Source organism: Methanocalculus chunghsingensis, assembly GCF_018132105.1.
Taxonomy (GTDB): domain Archaea; phylum Halobacteriota; class Methanomicrobia; order Methanomicrobiales; family Methanocorpusculaceae; genus Methanocalculus; species Methanocalculus chunghsingensis.
On record NZ_JWHL01000018.1, the window covers coordinates 1 to 22,190 of the forward strand.

Sequence of the window (22,190 nt, forward strand, 5' to 3'; positions counted from 1 at the left end):
ATATAAGAAAGATATCATTCAGATTCTCCAGAAACCGGTCTCACTTCGGGAACTTGAAGTGGCACTTCATGATTTCTTCAAAAAGACTTCTGAAATGTGATATTGTTCCTTTTCTATTCTCTTTCATCGTCTATCGTGACCCGAATACGGATTACACCCTTATCTGTTACTCTATAGTTGACATGTGATCTCTATCTGGGATCATTTCATAAATGATAAATATGATCCTCTCTTTAATCTCTATTTCATGAACGCTAAGGTGTGCGCTGCTCTTGTCGCAGCGGTTCTGGTATTCCTGTTTGCAGCAGGGTGTATGGGAGAGGCTGAGCCATCTCCTGATGCAAAACCACATTATATTGTGGGTATTGATGGCGACTATCCTCCATTCAGCTATATCGAGGCTGATGGATCAGCAGCCGGCTTTGATGTTGAATCCATCAGATGGATCGGAGAAGAGATGGGCTTTGATGTCACGATTCAGCCGATGGCATGGGATGGTATCGTTACCAGCCTCGTCACAAAAAGGATCGACATGGTCTATTCGGGGATGACGATCACCCCTGAGCGGCAGGAGCGTGTCAGCTTCACCAAACCGTACTGGATCGTCAATCAGGCAGTTGCGGCACGGTCTGATTCAACAATGACCATCGATGATGTTCTTGCAGGAGAGGTTGTCCTGGGTGCACAGCGTGGATCCACCGCTGCAGACTATATCAAGACGAACCTCGTTGATACCGGCATCTTATCCCAGGGTGACTTCAAGGAATATGCAAGCTTCCCGCTCGCAGTTGCGGATCTTGAGAATGAGCGTGTTGATGCAGTGATGTTTGATGTCCCTGTTGTCAATGAGTTTGTTGTGGAGAAGGATCTCCGGAAGGTTGGTATCGTTGAGACGAATGAGGAATATGGTGTTGCTGTCAGGAAAGAGGATACCGAACTCCTTGAAATCCTAAACGAGGGTATCGACCGGCTTCAGGCATCACCAAAATGGGATGAGCTGAAGGTTACGTACGGCCTTGAGTAATACATCTGCAATATGCAGATTATTTCCTCTACCTTTTTCTGATCCCGGGGATAATAGTACTTGTACGACGATCTTCCTGAATGGAGATCAATATATTCGTGGTGATCCCAGTTGAGTATTCTATCCCAGGCAGTAATCGATTCTCTCCCCTATCTCTTTCCCGGGATCGTCACCACTCTTGGGCTTGTGCTCATTGCCCTTGGTATCGGGCTTGTAATGGGAATTCCCATGGCTCTCATCCATGTCTATGGATCACGCCCACTCCAGTATATTATTAAAACCTATGTCTGGATCTTCCGGGGACTACCGATACTTGTTCTGCTCTTCCTCTTTTACTTTGGTATCTTCCCGCTCCTTGGTCTCTATATCTCTGCATTCTGGATTGCTGCCGTTGTCCTTGGATTTCGGACTGCCGCATACCAATCAGAGATCTTCCGGGGGGCGATCATATCGATTCATGATGGACAGATGCTTGCTGCCCGTTCCCTTGGGATGTCCAGAAGCCAGGCGATCCTTCATGTCATCCTTCCCCAGGCACTGAGGAACGCACTGCCCGGGTGGACGAATGAATATCCGATCCTCCTCACCGATTCGTCAGTCTGTTATGCCATCGGTGTTGCAGAGCTTCTGACACGAGGAAACCAGATTGTGGCGAGAATTCATGAGCCGATGACGATATTTATTCTGATTGCCGCAATCTTCATCATTCTGAATTATAGCGGGCAGTGGATCTTTGCCCGGATTGAACGACGGTACAGGATACCCGGATATGGAGAAGGTGACTCGAGATGATGACAGATGAGATAATACTCAGGGTTGAGGATATCCATAAGCGATATGGTGAGAATGAGGTTCTAAAGGGGGTATCCTTTGATGTCCAACGTGGGGAGACGAAGGTCTTCATCGGCCCCTCAGGTACCGGAAAGAGCACCCTTCTCAGATGCATCAACCAGCTGACTGTTCCTGACAGTGGATATATCTGGTTAAACGGTGAGGAAGTGACTCATGCCGGACCCAGGATCAACCAGTACAGACAGAAGATTGGGATGGTCTTTCAGAACTTCAATCTCTTCGACCACCTGACAGCACTTGGGAATGTTGAGATCGCACTGCTGCGTGTGAAGAAGATGAACCGTCAGGAGGCAAGGAAGAAGGCCCTGATGGAACTGGAACAGGTCGGTCTATCGGATAAGGTGAACTCATATCCTGCTGAATTATCAGGAGGGCAGGCCCAACGTCTTTCTATTGCCCGCGCTCTTGCTATGGATCCTGAGGTGATCCTGTTTGATGAACCGACTTCGTCACTTGATCCGGAACTGACCCGTGAAGTCCTTGAGGTTATGCGCAGGTTAGCCAGAAATGGGATGACGATGCTCATCGTCACCCATGAGATGGGTTTTGCCTTATCAGTTGCCAATGAGATCCTCTTCATGGAACATGGATTGATCGTTGAAAAGGGGCCGCCATCCGAGATTCCGACAAGCCAGAACTTCACTCGCACACGCCAGTTCCTTGGCAGCTTTCAGGATTGATCGAGACGTATGACGATGCTGAACTTTGACTTTGAGCTTCTTCTCCCTGTACTCTACCAGGGTGCATTGGTAACTTTTGGACTGATCCTTGTCTCTGCTCCCTTCGGATTCCTCAACGGAATCCTGATCGCTGTTGGAAGAGTCTATGGAAACAGGTTCATATCAACCCTCTGTCATGGATATGTGCTCTTCTTCAAAGGATGCCCGCTTCTTCTCCTCCTCTTTATCATCTACTTTGGTCTGCCGTCTATCGGGATAACATTCACAGCATTCACCTCGGCGGTGATTGGGTTTATTCTCTGTAATGGGGCGTATAACTCTGAGTATCTAAGGGGTGGGATCCAATCGATCCCATCAGGCCAGATGACCGCGGCACTTTCGCTTGGCATGTCGCGGAATCAGGCAATCAGGAATGTCATCCTTCCCCAGGCGCTGAGGCGGTCCCTCCCCGGTCTCTCAAATGAGTTTATTTACCTCATCAAATATTCCTCACTTGCATATATGATCACGGTTGTTGAGATCACCGGTGCAGGGAAGACCTTCGCCACAAAGTATTTTGCATTTTTTGAGATTTTTATTCTGATAGGTCTCTTCTATCTCGGCCTTGTTACTATTGCAGGTTATGTAATCGGCAGGGTGGAGAAGAGGATAGCCATACCCGGATTTGGGAGGAAATGATCAGTCATCGTCCATACCCGAATAAAATACCATTCTGACCGGTCGGTGAATCTTCCGTCCGCATCCCGGACAGATGGCCGCATCCGGGGGCGGTCTGCAGGTCGGACAGGGATTTTCGACAACAAAGATGGTTTCACAGTGGAGGCATTGCCATCTCTCACTCATCAGAACACTCCTTCCCGTCCTTCGCCTTCAGAACAAGCAGCGTAATATCATCTGACTGGGGGGTATCTCCTGCGTATTCTTTGATATCATCGATGATAGCATCGACAATGCCGGTTGCGTCTCTGTCCCGTATCTCTGTCATCAGTGCTTCAAGTCTCTCTTCACCATAGAGCTCTTCATCAGCGTTCTCAGCTTCAGTGACACCATCGGTATAGAGGACGAGGAGATCATCTGATGTAAGAGGTATTGTCACCGTCTCAAGTGCTATCTCCTCAATGACACCAAGGGCAATTCCGTCCGCCTTCAGGAGGGTGATGGTTGCATCATCTCCCCTGATGAAGACCGGTGGGTTATGGCCTGCATTGACATAGGTGAGTGTGTTATTATTCGCATCAAGGATTGCATAGAAGAGGGTGACGAACATGCTCGTCTTTGAGTCTTCATAGATGAGCCTGTTTGCCTGGGTGATAGCTGTTGCAGGAGATGGCTCGTCTGCTGTGCTGGCCCTCACAAGAGTTCGTGAGAGCGCCATAAAGAGTGCAGCCGAGACGCCTTTTCCCGAGACATCTGCGATGACAAGGCCGTAGCGGTTCTCGCCGATTGGGATGAAGTCATAGAAGTCTCCGCCGACGAAGAGTGCTGGGATACTTCTGGCAGCCAGGTCAAATCCTGGCACTATCGGGGCTCTGTCCGGGAGGAAGCTCTCCTGGATATGATGGGCGATCTCAAGCTCCCGTGAGAGGCGTTCCCGTTCAGCAGTCGTCTTTTCAAGGTTGATCATCATCTCCTTGAGTTCATATGACATCTGGTTGAAACGTTCTGCCAGGCTTTCAAATTCATCGTTCGTCCCTATATTGACACGGTAATCGAGATCTCCCTTTCCGATTGCGGTGGCGCCTTTTTGAAGGTCTTTGAGAGGACGGGTGATGAACTGGGAGAAGATGGCTGATCCGACGACAGCAGCACCGATCAGGACGACCATGCTGACGATGAAGAGGTGCATTGCCCTGTCGATCTGGGAGTCAATCTCTGTCGCGGTTTCTTTCGTCAGTGTGTCAAGCTTCTCCCCTGTCTCAAGAGCGGGTGCGATGACCGTCCCGACCGGCATCACCACAGCAATACTCCAACCGGTCGTCCGAACGGGTGCATAGGCGAAGAAAACATCTCGTTGTTCAAATGAGATTCTGCTGATGCCACTCTCCCCGAGAATCATCTTTTGTGCCACTGCCCGAAGCTCACGATTTGGTGCATCAAGGAGATTTTCTGTCGTAAATGATTCGTCCCATAGGCGATCCTCAGCATTGAGGCCTGGTCTGGTAATAACATGCCCATCTCTGTCAATGAGCATCGCATATCCGTCACCGCTGACCTTTGTGCCCAGAATCTGCTGGTTGATGGTCTCGATCGTTACATCAGCACCAACTACCCATACATCTCCGGCATCTCTTATCTTGTACGAACACGTGACCGTCAGTCCTTCACCCCCGGCATCAACATAAGGGCGGGACCAGACGACTGCGTCAGTACTGAGCCCATCTCTGTACCAGTCTCTTTTACGGTGATCAAATTCTTGATCAATAGTAACCGTTTCAGGATAGACCCTGAATATCCCTGATTCAGATCCGATGTAGATCCATGTTATTTCCGGATGCGCTGTCGCAACAGAGATCATGATATCTTCCATTTCTGCAAGGGCTTCCCTTTTCTGGATTGTGGGGGATGTTCCAGCGACGATGAACTCTTTTGTCCTTGCTACTGGTGCCAAAGGTCTTCCCGTTCTGCGGTTATCTGCATAGACCCCAATAGTATGAATGGCCATCTCGGTCTGTTCGAAGGAGAGGGATGCCTGGTCTGCCTGGTCGATTGCGATACGGAGGAGATACTCTTCTGCATCCTCGAGGAGTGCAGTTGTACTATCTCTGACCGCCTGTTCTCCAAGTGCTTCGCTCTGTGAAACTGCGGATGTGCCGAGTTTGTTGATGGCAGAAGATGCGACACCACCGGCGATGAGAAGTGAGATCACCGAAATGAGAAGAAATGCAATGAGAATTTTTGTTCTGACGCCCATTGGCGGAATTGGCAGGTCCATGGCTTCCTCGTTGTTTGTACAATCTACAGGAGGGGATATAAGTCCTCTGATACCGCCTTCTCAAACGGGAACTATAATCTGATCTGATGACAACTCACCTTTACCCATGTATTCCGGTGATACGCGATTTCGTCTCTACCTGCTTGTCTTTCTCTCGGTTCTGCTCCTTGGCTCTATCGGCCTCGCGATCTTTGAAGGACTCTCACTTTTCGATGCCATCTATTTCATCATTGTCACAATTGCAACCGTTGGATATGGTGATATTGTGCCGGTCACCGATGAAGGCCGTCTTCTGGTTCTTATTCTGATTATTGCCGGGGTCGGGACCTTTGTAACGGTTGTAGCATATGCCATCGATATGACACTCTCACGATCTGATCTCCGGGCTCGTGAGAAGAAGGTGAAGATGATCATTGGTGTCTTCTTCTCTGAGGTTGGTTTCTCGATGATTGAGATCTGCAAAGCCGGGATTCCTGAAATCAGAACCGGAATTGATGATCTCAGGGTGAATGAACAATGGGATGCGAAGCGCTTTGCAAAGGCCAAAAAGAACATATCTTTACTGAATTTGAGGATGGATATCTGTTTGGTCGATCCTGTTGCTCTTCTTCATTTCCTCAAGGAGAAGCGAATATTTCTGATTATGCTCCTTCAGCACCCGATGCTGTTTGAACATGATCCCTTCTCTGACATGATACTTGCCATCTGCCATCTCGAAGAGGAGCTTTCAGCACGACGGGATCTCAACCGTCTCTCACCATCAGATTGTGCCCATCTCTCGCGTGATTGTGACAGGGTCTTTCACCTGCTCCTTCTCCGATGGCTTGAGCATATGGAGTATCTGAAGCGGTACTATCCGTTTCTCTTCTCCCTTGCGGTAAGGACAAATCCTTTCGATCCGGAAGCTGATCCTGAGGTGAAGGATTGAGCCTCTTTCTCTTTCCGCTCTTTGAAAGTGTTTTCGTGATGCATGATACGACAGGATTGGATGTGGATGGGTGCTGCATCAGAATGATAACGTTGGCGTAGGTACTTCAGAATCCTGAATATAATACAAATAGGCTGTATCTTACGTTAGATATATAAATGTGTATGGATAATGAAGGGCTGGTGATACCAATGGTATGTCCCGGTTATGCCCATATGGATTCGGCTGCGGTTGCAAAGATCGCGAAGCTTGAAGAGGAACTCGGTGTCATTCTCCTGGCCCATGAGAAGGTGGCACCGGTTGCCACGCTCTCTGATGACGATCTCTCGGTGATCAAGGATCTCGAGAAGAAGATGGGACTTCGACTTGTTGCTTATGCGTAGATGACCATCCGGGTCTCTCTCCATACAATTTGTTGCTTCTCCCATTCCCCTTTTTGAGAAAGGGGTTCATAACCTGTGTTTCATTCACCCGCTCTCTTCACCGGAGGGTATGCAAATCTAATTCTCCTCATCCGTGAATGAGAGCGTATCATATGATCTGGTTCGTCTTTGCCCTGGGGGGTGCCCTCTCACAGGCCGCGTATGCAACAGCGGTGAAAATTCTCCTCAGAAGAACAGATTCCTTCCTCCTTGCCGGGTGTTCCTTCCTTGCCGCATCCGGCATCATGAGTATCCTCTCTCTCATCGTTGGGATCCCTCCTCTCGGTCCGGAACTCTTTCCGTCAATCGGGGTGACGGTCTGTATCAATATTCTTGCAACCATCCTTTTGTATCATGCTCTGGGAAGCTCGGATATCTCTCTCTGTATGCCGATGCTTGCCTTCACCCCGGTCTTTCTGATCGGAACCTCGTTTCTGATCCTCGGTGAGATACCAACCATAGCAGGGGCATGTGGTATACTGCTTGTGGCATCCGGTGCCTATATCCTTACATCCGAAGGGAGCATTGCCCGATTGGATCGCCTTGCTGCCCCTTTTCACCGGCTCACCATTGATCGAGGGGTTCTTTCGATGCTTCTGGTTGCATTTCTCTTCTCGATCTCTGTCAATTATGATAAAAAAGTGGTCGAGAATTCTGATCCCCTCTTTGGATCGGCCGTCGTCTTCCTCCTCCTCGGGGCCGCCTTCCTTCTCATTGCCCTCCTCTCAAAGAGGTGGGGGGCTGCTATCACACACGCTTCACTCCTGGCGCCCCTCCCGTTATTCATCGGTGTCGGCGTGATACTCACTGCTGAGATCGTCCTGATCAATATCGCCTATACGATGAGCATTGTCAGCTATGTCATCACCGTCAAGAGGTTTGCTATCTTCTTCTCCGTCCTTGCCGGTATCATTGTATTCAGAGAAGGTCTCTCCTGGGGACGGATCACCGGCGCTCTTGTGATGGTTGCGGGGGCGGGGATGATAGCCATCTTCGGGTGACTATCATCCCGGCGACACCTGGTTGAATCTGTATTCTCCTGACAATTGGGTTTTATTCCTTTCTCCTCAGGATAAGGGTGGCGGCAGCGCAGAGTGCACCCACCAGGGCGATAAAGGCTGATCCAGCGGCTTCAGGGGGCTCTGGGGTTGGTGTGGGTGTCGGAGTGGGCAAGGGCTCCGGTGGTTCTGTTGGTGTCGGTTCAGGGATCGGTTCTGCTTCGGACAGGGTAAAGGATGATGATGCACGTACATCCGCCTCGATGGATTCTATGAGAACCGTATAGTCATCCGGAATAAAGCCTGTTGTATCGACGAGGAACGACCATGTATTCACCTCACCGCCTTCGACAACGAATGTGATTCCTGAGGTCCCGGTAAATCCTGCCGGAGTATCTTTTACTGTAGGGTAGAAGGACTGTGAGACGACGGTGATATGGAGTTCATGGCCGGGTGCCAGGTTGGTCGTTCCCGAGATGGAAATAAACTCTCCCCTGGAATACTCTGATGCAAGGGTATCGATCTCAAGTGCTGCTCCTGCAGAGATGCAGAAGAGGCCTGAGAGGAGAATACAGAGTATGACTCTCTTTATCTGACTCCTCCTCCGGATACCATGCTATTCTGTGGCGCGCCATCCGGATTCGTCTCTTCAATCCGGGGTAGCAAAAATCTTTCGGAGGCTCTTTGGGGTATGGTGCTGATGTAGATGGCATGCATCACCTGCTGACACGGGACGGCATTCTTCTTCCATATACACTTCATGGTGGGGGGCATCCACTCATCTTCGTTTCTGCCTATGGGATGACCGCGGCAGAGTGGCCAAAAAAGATGCTCTCGCCTCTTGCTGACCGGTATCGCCTTGTACTGTATAATCATCGTGGCATCTCCGGAGAAACAAACCCTGATGTACCGTTTTCGATTCCACAGGCAGCGGAGGATCTCCACGACCTGATAGCCGGGATTGGTGAGACGACTGCCACCATCATCGGCTATTCGATGGGTGGGATGATCGCCCTTGAACACGTGATCCGGTATCCTGATGAGGTGGATCGCCTCATCCTCCTGAGCACCTGCTGTGGCGGGGTGGAGGCAGTCCCATCTGAAGAGTGGGTCAGGGAAGAGATGGCAGGCCAACCCGTATCGATTGAGGCCTATCTGGATCGTGCCGGCCGGCTTCTCCTGACCGAATCGTTCAGGAGGATGCATCCTGATCCATCCTCATGGTTCCCGGATGTCGGAGAACCGGTTGATGCAGCTGTTGTCAGAGAGCAGTTTGACGCCCTTCAGAGATGGAGAGGGGTCTATCCTCGTCTTAAGGAGGTGCAGGCAAAGGCGCTCGTCATATCCGGTGATCGGGATCTCGTCACCCCTCCGGACAATGCCGGGATTCTTGCCATGGCTATTCCTGATGCAGGTGCCATTATCATGGAGGATGGTGGCCATGGCGTTATCTTCCAGTATCCTGAGGAGGTTGCCGGGATCATTACAGAGTTTCTTCACCTGGATCATCATTCGATGGGAAGATGAGATGCGGGTTGAACTCACCCTCCCTTGAAAAAGAGTGTTTCCCGGGTCCTTCCCCTCTACCCTCCACCGGCGGGTGGGAAGAGTGCAATACGATCGCCCTCACTGAGTATTGAATCAAGTCCTTTGATGAAGGCGATGTTCCGTCCGTTGAGAAGGATGTTGACGAAATCCTTCAATGTGCCATCCTCCAAAAATATCTCACCCTCCAGTTTCGGATACCGCTCAGTGAGCATTGTGAGGAGATCAGCGATAGTGGCACTCTCCTGAATCTCAATTGCGAACTCCGCATCCATATGGTCGCGGAGTGTTGCAAATGATTTGACGGTGATCTTCATTTTCTGCTCACTCTCCGTTTTTTCTATGGTCTTTCCTGAGGACCATGTCCTTTATGGCCCCCTCTGCCTTCTTCAGATTACTCAAGCCCCAGCTCACGGAGTTTCTCTTGTGTCGGAACTCCTTCGGCATCCCAGCCACGCTCAGTATAGTACTCACTGAGCAGTGGTTCCCGCTCCCAGACACGCCCTTTTGGTCCTCCCTCTTTGATTGGATCATTCAGGAGGCGTGCTGGAAGTGTATCATCCGCTTTTGTATAGCCTACCTTAATGTTGAAGAGCTTCTGGAGATTCCAGATCCGCTCTCCGATCTTCAGGAGAGCGGCGCCATCCATCGAAATTCCGGTTGTTGCGGCGGTGAGATCTGCATAATCATCAGCATTCAGTGCAAATGAACTGAAGAGACACATCCCGGATGCATCGATAGCAGCGGTCAGATCCTGGAAGATTCGTGTCCATGTTGCCTTGCCGTCATTGACGAATGGGTCGAGCTTCTCTGGTGCTCCGAGCACTTCAGGAGAGACCATATATCCATAGACATGATCCCCTCCACGGACGGATGTTGCATATGATAGCCCATGGCCCTGAAGCCCACGGGGATCATATGCCGGGAGATCCTGCTTCTTGACGCTCATTGATAACTCCGGGTACCCGTGCCTCTCTGCAAACCGATATGATCCATCGGTGAGTTCTGCACCGAACCCTTCACGGAGTCCCATCTGCCTGACAAGTTCAACGATACCTTCAGGATTTCCAAATTGGGGCCCCTCAGTGATATATCCCTTCTCACGCATCTCCATTGCACAAGCGATAGCTGTCGGGGTGCCGACGGCATCCAGACCAAGTTTGTTGCATTCCCATGCAGCCTGGATAACTGTCTTGAGATCATCAATGCCGAGATCTGCACCAAATCCCCACATGGGTTCATACTCCGGTCCTTCGCCAATGATTCCATCGACCTCGCAGATACGGGAGCACCGCACGGTGCAGGCAAAACACCCGCTGTTCTTCTTCAGGAAGGTCTCTGCCAGTCTTTCACCCGAGACCTTTTCGGCGCCGGCGAAGTGGGCGCTCTGGAAGTTCTTCGTTGGAAGGATGCCGTTTTCATTGATGATGTTAACGAGGACGGCTGTTCCATAGGTGGTAAGCGCCTGACAGATCCCATTCTCATCAAGCTTTTTACGAATCCTCTCCTTGACGGCATTCAGTCCATCTTTATCCGCCTCGTCGATCCGAAGCTCTCCTGTGGCAACGACCGCCTTGACATTCTTTGAACCAAGGACTGCTCCCGCCCCACTCCGGCCGGCTGCACGATCCCGGTCATTCATCACGCAGGCGAGGAGACTCTGCTTCTCTCCAGCCGGCCCGATACAGGCAACCTTCGCCTTCTTGTCGCCGAGATCCGCGATGAGTGCGTCTGTTGTCTGATGGACATCGAGTCCCCAGTAGGAGGTGGCATCACGGAGTTCTGCCTTCCCCTCATTCAGATAGAGATACACGGGTTTCTCTGCACGCCCTTCGAAGACGACCGCATCAAATCCGGCCTTCTTGATCTTCCAGCCGAATGTTCCTCCACTGTTTGCGGACATGAGGGTGTTGTTGAGCGGTGACTTGGTGCTCACCATATACCTGCTCCCGAGAGGGATGCCGGTTCCTGTCAGGGGGCTTGATGCGATGACGAGGATATTATCGGGTGAGAGGGGATCGACGAGGGGATCCATCCTGTCCGAGATGATCTTTGTACCAAAGCCCCTCCCTCCGAGGTAATTCTTCTTCAGATCAGCCGGGGTCTCCTGGATCTCGATACTCCCTTTGGTAAGATTGACATATGCAATCTTACCTGCATATCCATCAATTACTGCCATGGTTCAAAATGTATGTTGAGGTGTATATATAATTATATGTTTGATGCGGGCCGTGGTGGCAGAAATGAATCGATCAACTATCTGGCTGAAAAGGGGGGGCAGAGTGATTCTTCTTCTCATAGAGAAGAGAGGGTTACCGTTTCGGGTATCCTATCCTCTGCAGGACGAGGGTGATCTCATCAAGAATTGCGGGGTCATCGATCGTCGCTGGCACGGTATACGATACCCCGTCTGCAATCCTCTTGATCGTTCCCCGAAGAATTTTGCCGGATCTGGTCTTTGGGAGGCGTTGTACAACGGCAACTGATTTAAATGATGCAATAGGCCCTATCTTCTGCCTGACCAGGGCAATCAGCTCTGCCTGCAGCTTCTCCGCATCCGGATCATGACCGGATTTCAGGACGACAAAACCAACCGGGACTTCTCCCTTTACCGGATCATAGACGCCAAAGACTGCACATTCTGCCACATCAGGGTGTGATGCAAGGACCTCCTCCATTGCACCGGTTGAGAGGCGGTGTCCGGCGACATTAATGATATCATCTGTTCGCCCCATGATCCAGAGATACCCATCTTCATCAAGATATCCGGCATCAGAGGTGAGATAATAGCCGGGATAAGCAGTGAAGTATGTCCTGATATAATCGGCATCATTATTCCAGAGTGTTATAAAACACCCTGGAGGGAGTGGCATGCTGATGACAATATTCCCGATCTCTCCTCTGGGGAGTTCGTTGCCGGTATCGTCAAGTACATGGATATCATAGCCTGGTACAGGTCTGGTGCAGGATCCGGGCTTAATCGGGAGGAGCTCAAGGCCTGCACAGTCTGCGCCGATGGCCCAGCCGGTTTCGGTCTGCCACCAGTGATCGATGACGGGGATGCCAAGCAGCTCCTCTGCCCAGAGGAGCGTGTCTGGATCACACCGCTCACCGGCAAGAAAGAGCATCTTCAGAGATGAGAGATCATATTTTTTCCGATACAATCCATCAGGATCCTCCCTCCGGATAGCACGGAAGGCCGTCGGTGCACAGAATAGTACAGATACGTCATGCTCAGCAATAACCCGCCAGAATGCCCCGGGATCAGGTGTTCCAACCGATTTTCCTTCGTACAGGATCGTGGTACAACCGTAAAAAAGCGGTCCGTAGACGATATAGGAGTGGCCGACCACCCAGCCGATATCCGATGCCGCCCAGTAGACCTCTCCCGGCCTGACACCGTAGATATGCTCCATGCTCCAGACTAATGCGACGAGATGCCCCCCGTTGTCTCGTACGACACCTTTCGGCTTTCCGGTGGTGCCTGATGTATAGAGGATGTACAGGGGGTCTGTTGAGCCAACCGGTACACAGGGGGCTGGTTCTGCATCCATCAGGTGATCCCATGAGATATCTCTGCCTTCCATGAGGTCCACCGGCAGCTCCTGACGCTGGACAAAGACACACTGTGAGGGTGTATGGGAGGAGAGGGCAAGTGCTGCGTCAAGGAGTGGTTTGTAGGGGATTACCCGGTTCACCTCGATACCGCAGGATGCCGTGATGATGATCTCCGGACGGGCATCCTCTATCCGTGTGGCGAGCTCGCGGGCCGCAAACCCTCCAAAAACAACCGAATGAACGGCGCCTATCCTGGCACAGGCGAGCATTGCAATGACCGCCTCAGGGATCATCGGCATATAAATGATCACCCTGTCGCCCTTCTGCACACCGAGGTTCTGTAGCCCTCCGGCACAGCGTGCCACCAGGTCCAGCAGTTCTCCGTAGGTGAACGTCGTGATGGTATCTGTCACCGGGCTGTCATAGATGAGGGCGATCTGATCTCCCCTCCCCTCCTCGACATGATAGTCAAGGGCATTATAGCATGAATTGAGAACTCCCCCCTCAAACCAGCGGTACATTGGCGGGTTGTCGCTATTGAGTACCCTGTCATACCGCTGGTACCATCTGACCTTCTCTGCGGCAGCTCCCCAGAATTTCTCAGGATCAGTTATCGACTCATGAAATGTCTGCTCATAACCCACACCCATCTCCTGCCTCCTTCATTTTCATAGAGGCAGAAGGGGGAAGTGGATTTAATTTTTTCGGACGGTTTTGTAGGAGAGATTCGCTCTCACTATCTCATCCTCTTTGTAGCGGGGGATCGCAGAAATAGAACTGATCTATCGATGCTTTATGTGGTAAAGAAAAGTCCAAGATGCCCCAGCCCGGATTTGAACCGGGGACAACCAGATCTTCAGTCTGGCGCTCTCCCAGTCTGAGCTACTGAGGCTTTGGGATTACAATATACGCAAGATCTCTATTTAATACATCCGATTTGATCTCTCCTCTCCTCTTCACCCACCCATACCGCACCAAGAGATCATCCACCACATCGCCCCTCTTTATCAGCCGAAAGAACAGAGATAATAAGCATGAGATGGCCCTTTGGAAGACCTGAAAAGAAGAAAGAAGGACCGAGCCTTGAGGAAAGGGTTCGTAACCGGACGGCGGGCATTGTTCACCTGACGCATAACGACCTTGATGCCGCCGGTGCCGATGCCATCCACAGAAGGGTGTATGGGCGCGAGGCTATCCTCACCGTCTTCTCATCAGTTGGAAGGTTCACAAAGAACCTCAATACCATTGCGAACGTCCCTGGAAACGGACATACTCTCTCGATTTCTGATCTTGGTTTTCAGAAAGGCTGTGATGAGGCGGCACGGAGGGCGAAGGCTGCAGGATGGAAGATCGTCTGGAGAGATCATCACCGATGGAAGAAGGATGAGATCGAGCAAATCAGCCGGTATACAGAGGAGCTCACCGTCGATTCCTCAACCTGCGGGTGCGGTCTTGTCGCTCGTGCAATAGCCTCTGATGATCCAACCGCTGTCGAGATTGCCCGTATCGTCTGTGACTATGATCTCTGGACACACAAAGACCCTCGTTCCGCCATCCTCGGACAGATTGGATCAATCAATAAAAACCTCCGACCCCTTCGTGACCGGCTTCAGGAAGGGATCTTTACCGATGACTGGATCGAAGAGACGTATGCTGCAATTGACAGGGAACGGACCATCGCCATCAGAAAGAGTATCCGGAAGACGACGATCCGCGATGGCCGGTACCGCATCGCATTTGCCCCTCTCTATAACTATCCAAGTGAGACCGCAGCAGCAATCAGGGATGAACTGAAGACCGATATCGAGGTGATCATCTCGGATAATGGTCGCTTCTCACTTCGGTCCGCGCCTCCGGTGAGTCATCTCATCGCTGCGGAATTTGGTGGCGGCGGCCATCCGAATGCCTCAGGAGGATCATTCCCCTTTACCTTCTGGGATAAAATCTCCTTTGGACTCTTTGGAAAGACCGCTCACTTTGATCGCTTCGTTGATGTTGCCGAGTCTCTATCTGGCCAGAATGGACCGTGATACGAGATCCTTCCAGTAATCTGCCTGATCTGCCGGGGCATAGCCCCCGGTCAGGATATTATCCGGATCAACCAGCCCAGCCGCCCTCTTCAGATCTCCCTCTCCGGGATCGATAACGATGATCTTCCGGATTGTATATGATCCCATCAGATTATCGAGTATCTCCAGCATATCCGGCCTGATGGCGATATCCCGCTGCACCTCAAGGAGGGCGGCAAGGCTCTTTTCAGATGGATGGAGGATATGCCAGAGGACGCGTCGGCCTGTCAGAAACTCAAGCTCAATGGGCTCTGGTCTTCTCTCGGAGAGGATGATATGGCCCGCCACCCGGTTATCCCGCATCGTCCGAAGGAGTCCGCGGTATCCAGGCAAATACTCTTCATCCGGATCCGGCCTGAGCGATGCAGGGGAGGGGAGAGACCACCAGGGATTCCTAAAAAAAGATTCAACTGCCCTGATATCATCAATCACCTCTTCGGGAGGGGCATCCGGAAGAGTTGCGGCAGTTGCCCTCCCACCGTAAAACCATCCCCCGGCTGCCGGAAGATCCAGAGAATCCTGCGCCTGGGCAGATCTCATCAGATGAAACGTCGTCAGGTCTCCCCCAACGCCTGTACGAGTCTTCGCCCATGCTGCAAGCTCTCTGGAGGAAGGTGTTTTGACCATGGATCCGAGGGACCGTACCTGGATCTTTCGTTGCCTGACCATAACTGACACTGTAATTTATACGGTCCCCACGCAAAAAGCATACGGATGAGTGGGAAACCGAAACTGGTCACCTGTGGTCTTCCGTATACCAACGGATTATGCCATATCGGACACCTCCGGACGTATGTGCCCGCTGACTGTTATGTCAGGTATCTTCGGCGGGCTGGTGAGGATGTCCTCTTTGTCTGTGGTTCAGATAATCATGGGACGCCGATCGTCGTCTCTGCGGAAGGAGCGGGCACTACCCCTCGTGCCTTCTCAGAGAAGTACCATACCCATTTCAAAGAGACCTTTGAAAAGATGGGTGTCATCTTCGACCATTTCGGGATGACCGATGATCCGACAAATCATGCCCGTACCCAATCGATAGTCAAACGGCTGATCGACAGGGGGTATGTCTATGCCGAGGTGATCAATCAGAGTTACTGCACCACCTGTAAACGGTCTCTCCCGGACCGGTATGTCGAGGGCACCTGTCCCCATTGCGGGAAGCATGCACGTGGTGATGAATGTGACCAGGGGTGTGGCCGGCACCTTGAACCCGGCGAGATCCTTGAGCCGACATGTACCGTCTGCCAGACGAAGGCAGAGACACGACAACAGGAGCATTATTTCTTTAAACTGAGTACATTCAAAGAATATCTCCTTGATTATCTGAAAGATCTCAATGGCACCATTAATGCGAAGAACTATGCCATCGGCTGGATCGAAAACGAACTTCACGACTGGTGCATCACCCGGACCATGGACTGGGGTGTCCGTTTCCCGGGAAATGAGGATCTTGTCGTCTATGTCTGGGTTGATGCGCCGATCGGCTACATCTCATTTACTGAGGAATGGGCGAATGCCCATGGGGATGACTGGCGTCGGTTCTGGTGCGGCGATGGTGAGGTGACGCATTTCATTGGATCAGATATCATATACCACCACTGCATCTTCTGGCCTGCCCTCCTCCATGCAGCCGGTTACGGCACTCCTGATGCTGTTGTCGCCTCAGGGATGCTGAAGGTTGAGGATCAGAAGTTCTCAAAGTCACGGGGATACGTCGTCTGGGCAAATGAGGACTATCTCGATGTCAACCTCCCTGCAGATTACCTTCGGTACTATCTCCTCAGCTATACAAGCCACACCAAAGAGCTGAACTTTTCATGGAAGGCCTATCAGGAACGGGTGAATAACGAGCTTGTCAATACCCTTGGTAACTTCATGTACCGGAGTATCTACTTTGCAGAAGAGAAGCTCGGCGGTATTCCGGCGACACCTCCAAAGGAGGAGATCTTTGATGAGATACGAAGAACCCGCGACCTTGTCGATCCGGCATTCCGTGCCTTTGAGTTCAAATCAGGTGTCGATGCGATCATGGGTCTTGCCACGTTTGGAAATAATTATATCCAGAAGAATGCACCCTGGAAGCTTCTCAAGACTGACAAGGCGGCAGCTGAAGGGGTCATCGCCGACTGCCTTCAGATCGTCAAGGCATTAGCTCTCTTCCTTGAGCCGGTGATGCCGGAGAAGGCCTCTCTTTGCTGGAAGATGCTTGGCTATGAGACTCCTCTTGCCAGCCACCACCTTGATGAGGCAGATACACCACTTGAGGGTGTCACACTCCGGAAAGCCGCCCCGCTCTTTGAAAAGATTGATGACGAACAGTATGCCGTTCTTGAAGCGACCTTTACCCGCCGGGTTGATGAAGCAAAGAAGAAGCAGGAGAGGCATGAGGTGAAGAAAGAGATGCTGACGATAGATGAATTTGGAAAGATGGAGCTCTGTGTCGGCCGGGTCCTTGAAGCAGAGGCGATCAAGGGATCAAAGAAGCTCCTGAGAATCACCGTTGACATTGGATCAGAGAAGAGACAGGTCGTCTCGGGGATCGCCCCTTACTATAAACCTGAAGAACTGGAAGGAACCCTCGTTGTTATGGTAACGAACCTTGAACCTGCAACGATCTTTGGTGTGGAGAGCAGAGGCATGATCCTCGCCGCAGGTGATGAAGCTGCCCTTCTCATACCGAACAGGGAGGTTGAACCGGGAACCAGGATCCGGTGATCACTTCAGCTGGTATCCGGCTGAGAGAAGATGTGACCGGATTCTCTGCTGGTGATCAGCACCGCGGACCTCGATCTCTATCTCCACCCTGATCTCGGTCGGGTGGAGATCTTTTCTATCCCTTCTCTGTGAGAGATCAAGAATATTGCCTCCTGCATCAGCGATAACCGTAAGAAGGTCTGCAAGCGATCCCGGACGATCATCGATGACGATGGAGAGCAACAGCAGGTGATCCTTTCGTATCTGTCCCTGTGTGATTACACGCTGAAGAAGGGAGAGATCAATATTTCCTCCGCTGATAACGAGGACGACAGTACTTCCTAGAGGGAACGTACGTCTCCCGGATACAAGAGCGGCAAGAGGTGCAGCACCTGCCGCCTCGGCGATGATTCTTTTGCGCTCGATGAGAAGCAGGATCGCATCGATCATCTCCTCTTCCGAGACGAGGCAGATATCATCTCCATATGTTCTGAGGATCTCAAAGGGAATTTCTCCGACACATGGTACTGCAATCCCATCTGCAATGGTCTTATCAGGCATCACCAGGTGCCGCTTACCGTCCTGGAATGCCCGGTATGCGGCATCGCAGGCAGATGCCTGCACTCCGATGATTCGGGTCTTTGTTCCCCTGCCTTTTACGGCAGTTGCTATCCCTGCCATAAGCCCGCCACCCCCGACTGGAACGATAATATAGTCCGGTTCCTTCAGATCCATGAGAATCTCATACCCGATCGTTCCGGCCCCGGCGATCACCTCTTCATTATCATATGGGTGGATGAAGAAGAGGCCTTTCTCCTCAAGCCCTCGCGCATATCGAACGGTTTCATCGAGTGTTTTACCGGCAAGTATCACCTCGGCACCATATCCCCGTGTCGCCTCCTGCTTGGCAACCGACGACCCAACCGGCATCACAATCGTCGCCCTCACCCCGGCAATACCTGCGGCGAGTGCGACGCCTTGCGCATGGTTTCCTGCAGATGCGGCAACGACGCCATTGGGGCCAATGAGTGATCTATTGTTGAGAATGGCGTTGGTTGCCCCACGAAGCTTAAATGATCCCGTCTTCTGGAGTGTCTCGAGTTTCAAATAGACATCTGCTCCTGTCATCCCAGAGAATGTGGGTGAATAGACGAGGGGGGTTTTGAAGATATATGGTGATATTCGATCATATGCAGCGGAGATATCATCCGGGGAGAGCATATTCCGGAATTGATCTGATTTGAGAAAAGCTGATCGTTTTGAGCGGGCCTGGGGGGATTCGAACCCCCGACATTCGGGTTAGAAGCCCGACGCTCTATCCTGGCTAAGCCACAAGCCCATGAAGAGATATACATATTGTCGTTCTCACGTATTATTTCTTTGTGTACACCGTGGGTTCATCGGTTATTATTCAGATGTGGTATCTTAGAAATATTATATATGTGTGGAGAGGTAATGGAGTTCTGTTGCCGCAGAGCGGCATATACAGAATAGAGAAGTGGTAGTTATGATCGGACAGAAGATGGAAGATCTGATTAACAATCAGATCAATGCTGAGTTGTACTCGTCATACCTGTACCTCTCCATGTCAGCCTGGTGTTCACAGGAGACCTGGAATGGATTTGCGCACTGGATGAGGCTTCAGGCGCAGGAAGAGCTCTCCCATGCGATGAAATTCTATGACTATCTCAACGAACGCGGCGGCACGGTTCGGTTGGCAGCTATCGAGAAGCCGAATGATACATGGGCAAGTCCGCTTGCGCTCTTCAAAGAGGTCTATGAACATGAACAGAAGGTCACCGCGATGATCAATGCGATGATGGCCGAAGCCATTAAGCAGAAGGACTATGCGGCTGAGATCATGCTTCACTGGTTTGTCTCCGAGCAGGTCGAGGAAGAGGCAAATGCCTCGGAGATTGTTGCCAAACTTGAGAAGATCGGTGACTCCACCGGTGGTCTCTTCCAGCTTGATCATCAACTCGAAAAACGCTGATCAGAAATATTTCCCTTTTTTACAGGAGTCGGAATGGCCGATCAGAACACAAAGACAGTGAATATTGGCATTATCGGGATGCATTGCGCAAGCTGTGCTCTCGCTGTGGAGAAGGCTGTATCAGAGATCGAGGGTGTCGCCTCTGCCACGGTGAATCTCGCCACCGAAAAGGTACGGGTTGTGCTGGACGGAGAGGCCATTCCCCTTCCGGAGATCGAGGAGGCGATCAAAAAAGCCGGCTTCACCCCCGCAGATCGGACGATCAATATTCGTATCGGTGGGATGACCTGTGCGATGTGTGCGTCAGCGGTTGAGAAAGCTCTCTCCAATCTTCCCGGTGTCGTCTCTGCATCTGTTAATCTTGGAACCGAACAGGCGACCATCAGGTACCATCCCGGCATTGTATCTGTTGATCAACTGAAGGAGGCGATCACCTCTGCCGGGTATACTGCCTGGAGCACCGGTGAAGAAGGAGAGCAGGAGGTGCTGGAAGCACAGGAGCAGGACCTTCGGGAGAAACTCACCCGTACCATCATCGGATTTGCGGTATCTACTATCCTGATGCTTGTGATGTATCTCCATCCCCCGCTTCCTCTCCCGATGCCGTACTTCTTCTTCCTGGTTGCGACCCCCTTCTTCCTCTACCTCGCCTATCCCATCTTCAGATCAGCGTTCCGTTCGCTCTCCAATAGCATCCTTGATATGGATGTTATGTATGCGATGGGTATCGGAACCGCCTATGGTTCAAGCGTCCTCTCAACCTTTGATATTCTTCTCACAGCTGAATTCAACTTCTATGAGACAGCGATTATGCTTGCTGCCTTCCTCACCCTTGGCAGGTACCTTGAGGCACGTGCCAAAGGCAGGACCGGCGAAGCGATCCGGTCCCTCATCTCGCTCCAGCCGAAGAAGGCGACACTGCTTCGGAATGGTACAGAGATCCAGGTTCCTGCAGATGAGATTCAGGCAGGAGATCAGATCCTCGTCCGGACCGGGGAGGCTATTGCCGTTGATGGCCTCGTCATCAAAGGTGAAGGGTCTGTTGATGAGTCTCTCGTTACAGGAGAGTCAATCCCGGTGATGAAGATGGATGGATCTGAGGTTGTTGGTGGGACGATCGTCACCAGCGGAACCCTCACCGTTACTGCAACACGGATCGGCAAGGATACCGTCCTTGCACAGATCATTCGGATGGTTGAAGAGGCGCAGGGGACAAAACCACCTGTGCAGCGGATCGCAGATTCCGTCGTCTCTATCTTCATACCTGCTGTCCTGTTGATCGCCATCTCCTCGTTTCTTCTCTGGTATCTCATCCTCGGGGAAACGCTCCTCTTTGCAACGACCGCACTCATCTCCGTCCTTGTCGTTGCCTGTCCATGTGCGCTTGGGCTTGCAACACCGACAGCGATAACTGTCGGCCTCGGCAGGGGTGCCGAACTTGGTATTCTGATCCGTAGCGGCGAGACACTTGAACGGTCTGGTGCAATCAATACCGTTGCCGTGGACAAAACAGGTACGCTTACGATGGGCCGGCCCGTCGTCACCGATGTTGTCCCGTCCGGGATATCCGAAGATGAACTCCTCTACCTTGCCGGATCTCTTGAGAAGCTCTCTCTCCATCCTCTGGCCACGGCGATAGCCGAAAAGGCCCGGAGATCCAAAATCATGGGTGGCGATGTCTCCGGATTTGAGACGATAGGAGGACAGGGGGTTATGGGTATGATCGATGGACAGTCCGTTATTATTGGTACCCGGGCTTTCCTTGAAAGCCGTTCAGTCTCTATTCCGAAGAAAGCTCTCGGTTCGATGGTTCGACTGGAAAATGAAGGAAAAACCGTTCCCCTGGTTGCTGTGGATGGGAGGTATGCCGGTCTCTTTGCCATCACTGATCCCCTCAAACCGACGTCCGCAACTGCTGTGAAAGCTTTCACGGATATGGGGCTCACTGTGGTGATGATCACAGGTGACAATGAGCGGACTGCCCGTGTCATCGGTGAGAAGGTCGGGATTTCCCGTATATTATCTGGTGTTCTTCCCGACAAAAAGGCTGAGGAGGTGCAGCGGCTTCAGGATCAGGGGGGTGTTGTCGCCTTCATCGGTGATGGGATCAACGATGCTCCGGCCCTTGCACAGGCTGATGTCGGGATTGCCATATCGGGTGGGACTGATGTAGCGGTTGAGACCGGCGGGATCGTTCTGATGCATGATGATCTCATTGATGCGGCGGCTGCGATCCAGCTTTCACAAAAGGTGATGGGGAGGATCAGGGGCAATCTTTTCTGGGCTTTTATTTATAACATTCTTCTCATTCCGATTGCAGCAGGGATCCTTACACCGTTCTTCGGGGTTACCTTCCAGCCAGAATATGCAGGTCTTGCCATGGCGCTCTCATCCGTTACTATCGTCTCTCTCTCCCTTCTCCTGAAGGGATACCTTCCACCGGCAAAGGCGCTGGAGGTAGCTAATTGATTGTATACTCGTAAAAGTCAAAAATA

At 51.6% G+C, this 22,190-nt stretch carries 20 protein-coding genes and 2 tRNA genes; 12 read left to right on the top strand and 10 right to left on the bottom strand.

Annotated features, from left to right (window positions below):
• Positions 1–247 precede the first annotated feature (247 nt).
• From RJ53_RS09790 to RJ53_RS09805, 4 genes are all read left to right on the top strand, one after another.
• Complete coding sequence (locus RJ53_RS09790) at positions 248–1,024, top strand: ABC transporter substrate-binding protein (RefSeq protein ID WP_211531447.1); 777 nt, start codon at positions 248–250, stop codon at positions 1,022–1,024.
• 111 nt (positions 1,025–1,135) lie between these two features.
• Entirely contained in the window at positions 1,136–1,816 is a 681-nt protein-coding gene (locus tag RJ53_RS09795; protein ID WP_211531448.1) for an amino acid ABC transporter permease, read from the top strand.
• Positions 1,813–2,556, top strand: a complete 744-nt coding sequence (locus RJ53_RS09800) for an amino acid ABC transporter ATP-binding protein (protein WP_211531449.1) — start codon at positions 1,813–1,815, stop codon at positions 2,554–2,556. Before RJ53_RS09795 ends, RJ53_RS09800 begins: the two co-directional genes overlap by 4 nt.
• Before the next feature lie 9 nt (positions 2,557–2,565).
• The gene (locus tag RJ53_RS09805; protein ID WP_211531450.1) at positions 2,566–3,234 is read left to right on the top strand and encodes an amino acid ABC transporter permease; all 669 of its coding nucleotides are present in this window, start codon (positions 2,566–2,568) and stop codon (positions 3,232–3,234) included.
• Here the strand turns inward: RJ53_RS09805 and RJ53_RS09810 are convergent, their stop codons facing one another.
• Both RJ53_RS09810 and RJ53_RS09815 read right to left on the bottom strand, forming a co-directional pair.
• Positions 3,235–3,399: a hypothetical protein gene (locus tag RJ53_RS09810; RefSeq protein ID WP_211531451.1), complete on the bottom strand. Its 165-nt coding sequence runs from the start codon at positions 3,397–3,399 to the stop codon at positions 3,235–3,237.
• Positions 3,392–5,488 carry a SpoIIE family protein phosphatase gene (locus RJ53_RS09815; protein ID WP_211531452.1) on the bottom strand — a complete coding sequence of 699 codons (2,097 nt, stop codon included), beginning with the start codon at positions 5,486–5,488 and terminating at the stop codon, positions 3,392–3,394. The genes RJ53_RS09810 and RJ53_RS09815 overlap by 8 nt, the downstream gene beginning before the upstream one ends.
• A gap of 106 nt (positions 5,489–5,594) precedes the next feature.
• Here RJ53_RS09815 and RJ53_RS09820 point away from each other — a divergent pair, with 106 nt between their 5' ends.
• From RJ53_RS09820 to RJ53_RS09830, 3 genes are all read left to right on the top strand, one after another.
• Positions 5,595–6,416 carry a potassium channel family protein gene (locus RJ53_RS09820; protein WP_211531453.1) on the top strand — a complete coding sequence of 274 codons (822 nt, stop codon included), beginning with the start codon at positions 5,595–5,597 and terminating at the stop codon, positions 6,414–6,416.
• A gap of 191 nt (positions 6,417–6,607) precedes the next feature.
• The gene (locus RJ53_RS09825; RefSeq protein WP_211531454.1) at positions 6,608–6,799 is read left to right on the top strand and encodes a hypothetical protein; all 192 of its coding nucleotides are present in this window, start codon (positions 6,608–6,610) and stop codon (positions 6,797–6,799) included.
• A gap of 152 nt (positions 6,800–6,951) precedes the next feature.
• Positions 6,952–7,839, top strand: a complete 888-nt coding sequence (locus RJ53_RS09830) for an EamA family transporter (RefSeq protein WP_211531455.1) — start codon at positions 6,952–6,954, stop codon at positions 7,837–7,839.
• 52 nt (positions 7,840–7,891) lie between these two features.
• Here RJ53_RS09830 and RJ53_RS09835 read toward each other — a convergent pair whose 3' ends face one another.
• Positions 7,892–8,173 (bottom strand): hypothetical protein, encoded by a 282-nt coding sequence (locus tag RJ53_RS09835; protein WP_211531456.1) that lies wholly within the window; start codon positions 8,171–8,173, stop codon positions 7,892–7,894.
• Positions 8,174–8,547: 374 nt separating this feature from the next.
• Between RJ53_RS09835 and RJ53_RS09840 the strand changes: the two genes are divergently transcribed.
• Entirely contained in the window at positions 8,548–9,363 is an 816-nt protein-coding gene (locus RJ53_RS09840; RefSeq protein WP_211531457.1) for an alpha/beta fold hydrolase, read from the top strand.
• A gap of 56 nt (positions 9,364–9,419) precedes the next feature.
• Here the strand turns inward: RJ53_RS09840 and RJ53_RS09845 are convergent, their stop codons facing one another.
• From RJ53_RS09845 to RJ53_RS09860, 4 genes are all read right to left on the bottom strand, one after another.
• Entirely contained in the window at positions 9,420–9,698 is a 279-nt protein-coding gene (locus RJ53_RS09845) for a ubiquitin-like small modifier protein 1 (protein ID WP_211531458.1), read from the bottom strand.
• A 77-nt stretch (positions 9,699–9,775) separates the two neighbouring features.
• Positions 9,776–11,560, bottom strand: a complete 1,785-nt coding sequence (locus tag RJ53_RS09850; RefSeq protein ID WP_246496083.1) for an aldehyde ferredoxin oxidoreductase family protein — start codon at positions 11,558–11,560, stop codon at positions 9,776–9,778.
• Positions 11,561–11,693: 133 nt separating this feature from the next.
• Positions 11,694–13,589 carry a propionyl-CoA synthetase gene (locus tag RJ53_RS09855; RefSeq protein WP_211531459.1) on the bottom strand — a complete coding sequence of 632 codons (1,896 nt, stop codon included), beginning with the start codon at positions 13,587–13,589 and terminating at the stop codon, positions 11,694–11,696.
• Positions 13,590–13,757: 168 nt separating this feature from the next.
• Positions 13,758–13,831 (bottom strand) — tRNA-Phe (locus RJ53_RS09860).
• A gap of 142 nt (positions 13,832–13,973) precedes the next feature.
• Between RJ53_RS09860 and RJ53_RS09865 the strand changes: the two genes are divergently transcribed.
• On the top strand, positions 13,974–14,969 hold the full coding sequence (locus tag RJ53_RS09865; RefSeq protein ID WP_211531460.1) for a DHH family phosphoesterase: 996 nt from the start codon (positions 13,974–13,976) through the stop codon (positions 14,967–14,969).
• On the opposite strand, the gene RJ53_RS09870 is transcribed toward RJ53_RS09865, so the two are convergent.
• Positions 14,946–15,677: a hypothetical protein gene (locus tag RJ53_RS09870; RefSeq protein WP_211531461.1), complete on the bottom strand. Its 732-nt coding sequence runs from the start codon at positions 15,675–15,677 to the stop codon at positions 14,946–14,948. The two genes, RJ53_RS09865 and RJ53_RS09870, sit on opposite strands and share 24 nt — an antisense overlap.
• Before the next feature lie 45 nt (positions 15,678–15,722).
• Here RJ53_RS09870 and metG point away from each other — a divergent pair, with 45 nt between their 5' ends.
• Positions 15,723–17,723: a methionine--tRNA ligase gene (gene metG, locus RJ53_RS09875; protein WP_211531462.1), complete on the top strand. Its 2,001-nt coding sequence runs from the start codon at positions 15,723–15,725 to the stop codon at positions 17,721–17,723.
• Here metG and ilvA read toward each other — a convergent pair whose 3' ends face one another.
• Positions 17,724–18,923: a threonine ammonia-lyase gene (gene ilvA, locus RJ53_RS09880; protein WP_211531463.1), complete on the bottom strand. Its 1,200-nt coding sequence runs from the start codon at positions 18,921–18,923 to the stop codon at positions 17,724–17,726.
• Between the two features lie 43 nt (positions 18,924–18,966).
• Positions 18,967–19,041 (bottom strand) — tRNA-Arg (locus RJ53_RS09885).
• A gap of 168 nt (positions 19,042–19,209) precedes the next feature.
• On the opposite strand from RJ53_RS09885, the gene RJ53_RS09890 reads away from it, so the two are divergent.
• Together RJ53_RS09890 and RJ53_RS09895 are read left to right on the top strand one after the other, a co-directional pair.
• Entirely contained in the window at positions 19,210–19,695 is a 486-nt protein-coding gene (locus RJ53_RS09890) for a ferritin (RefSeq protein WP_211531464.1), read from the top strand.
• A gap of 33 nt (positions 19,696–19,728) precedes the next feature.
• Entirely contained in the window at positions 19,729–22,164 is a 2,436-nt protein-coding gene (locus RJ53_RS09895; protein ID WP_211531465.1) for a heavy metal translocating P-type ATPase, read from the top strand.
• Positions 22,165–22,190: the final 26 nt, after the last annotated feature.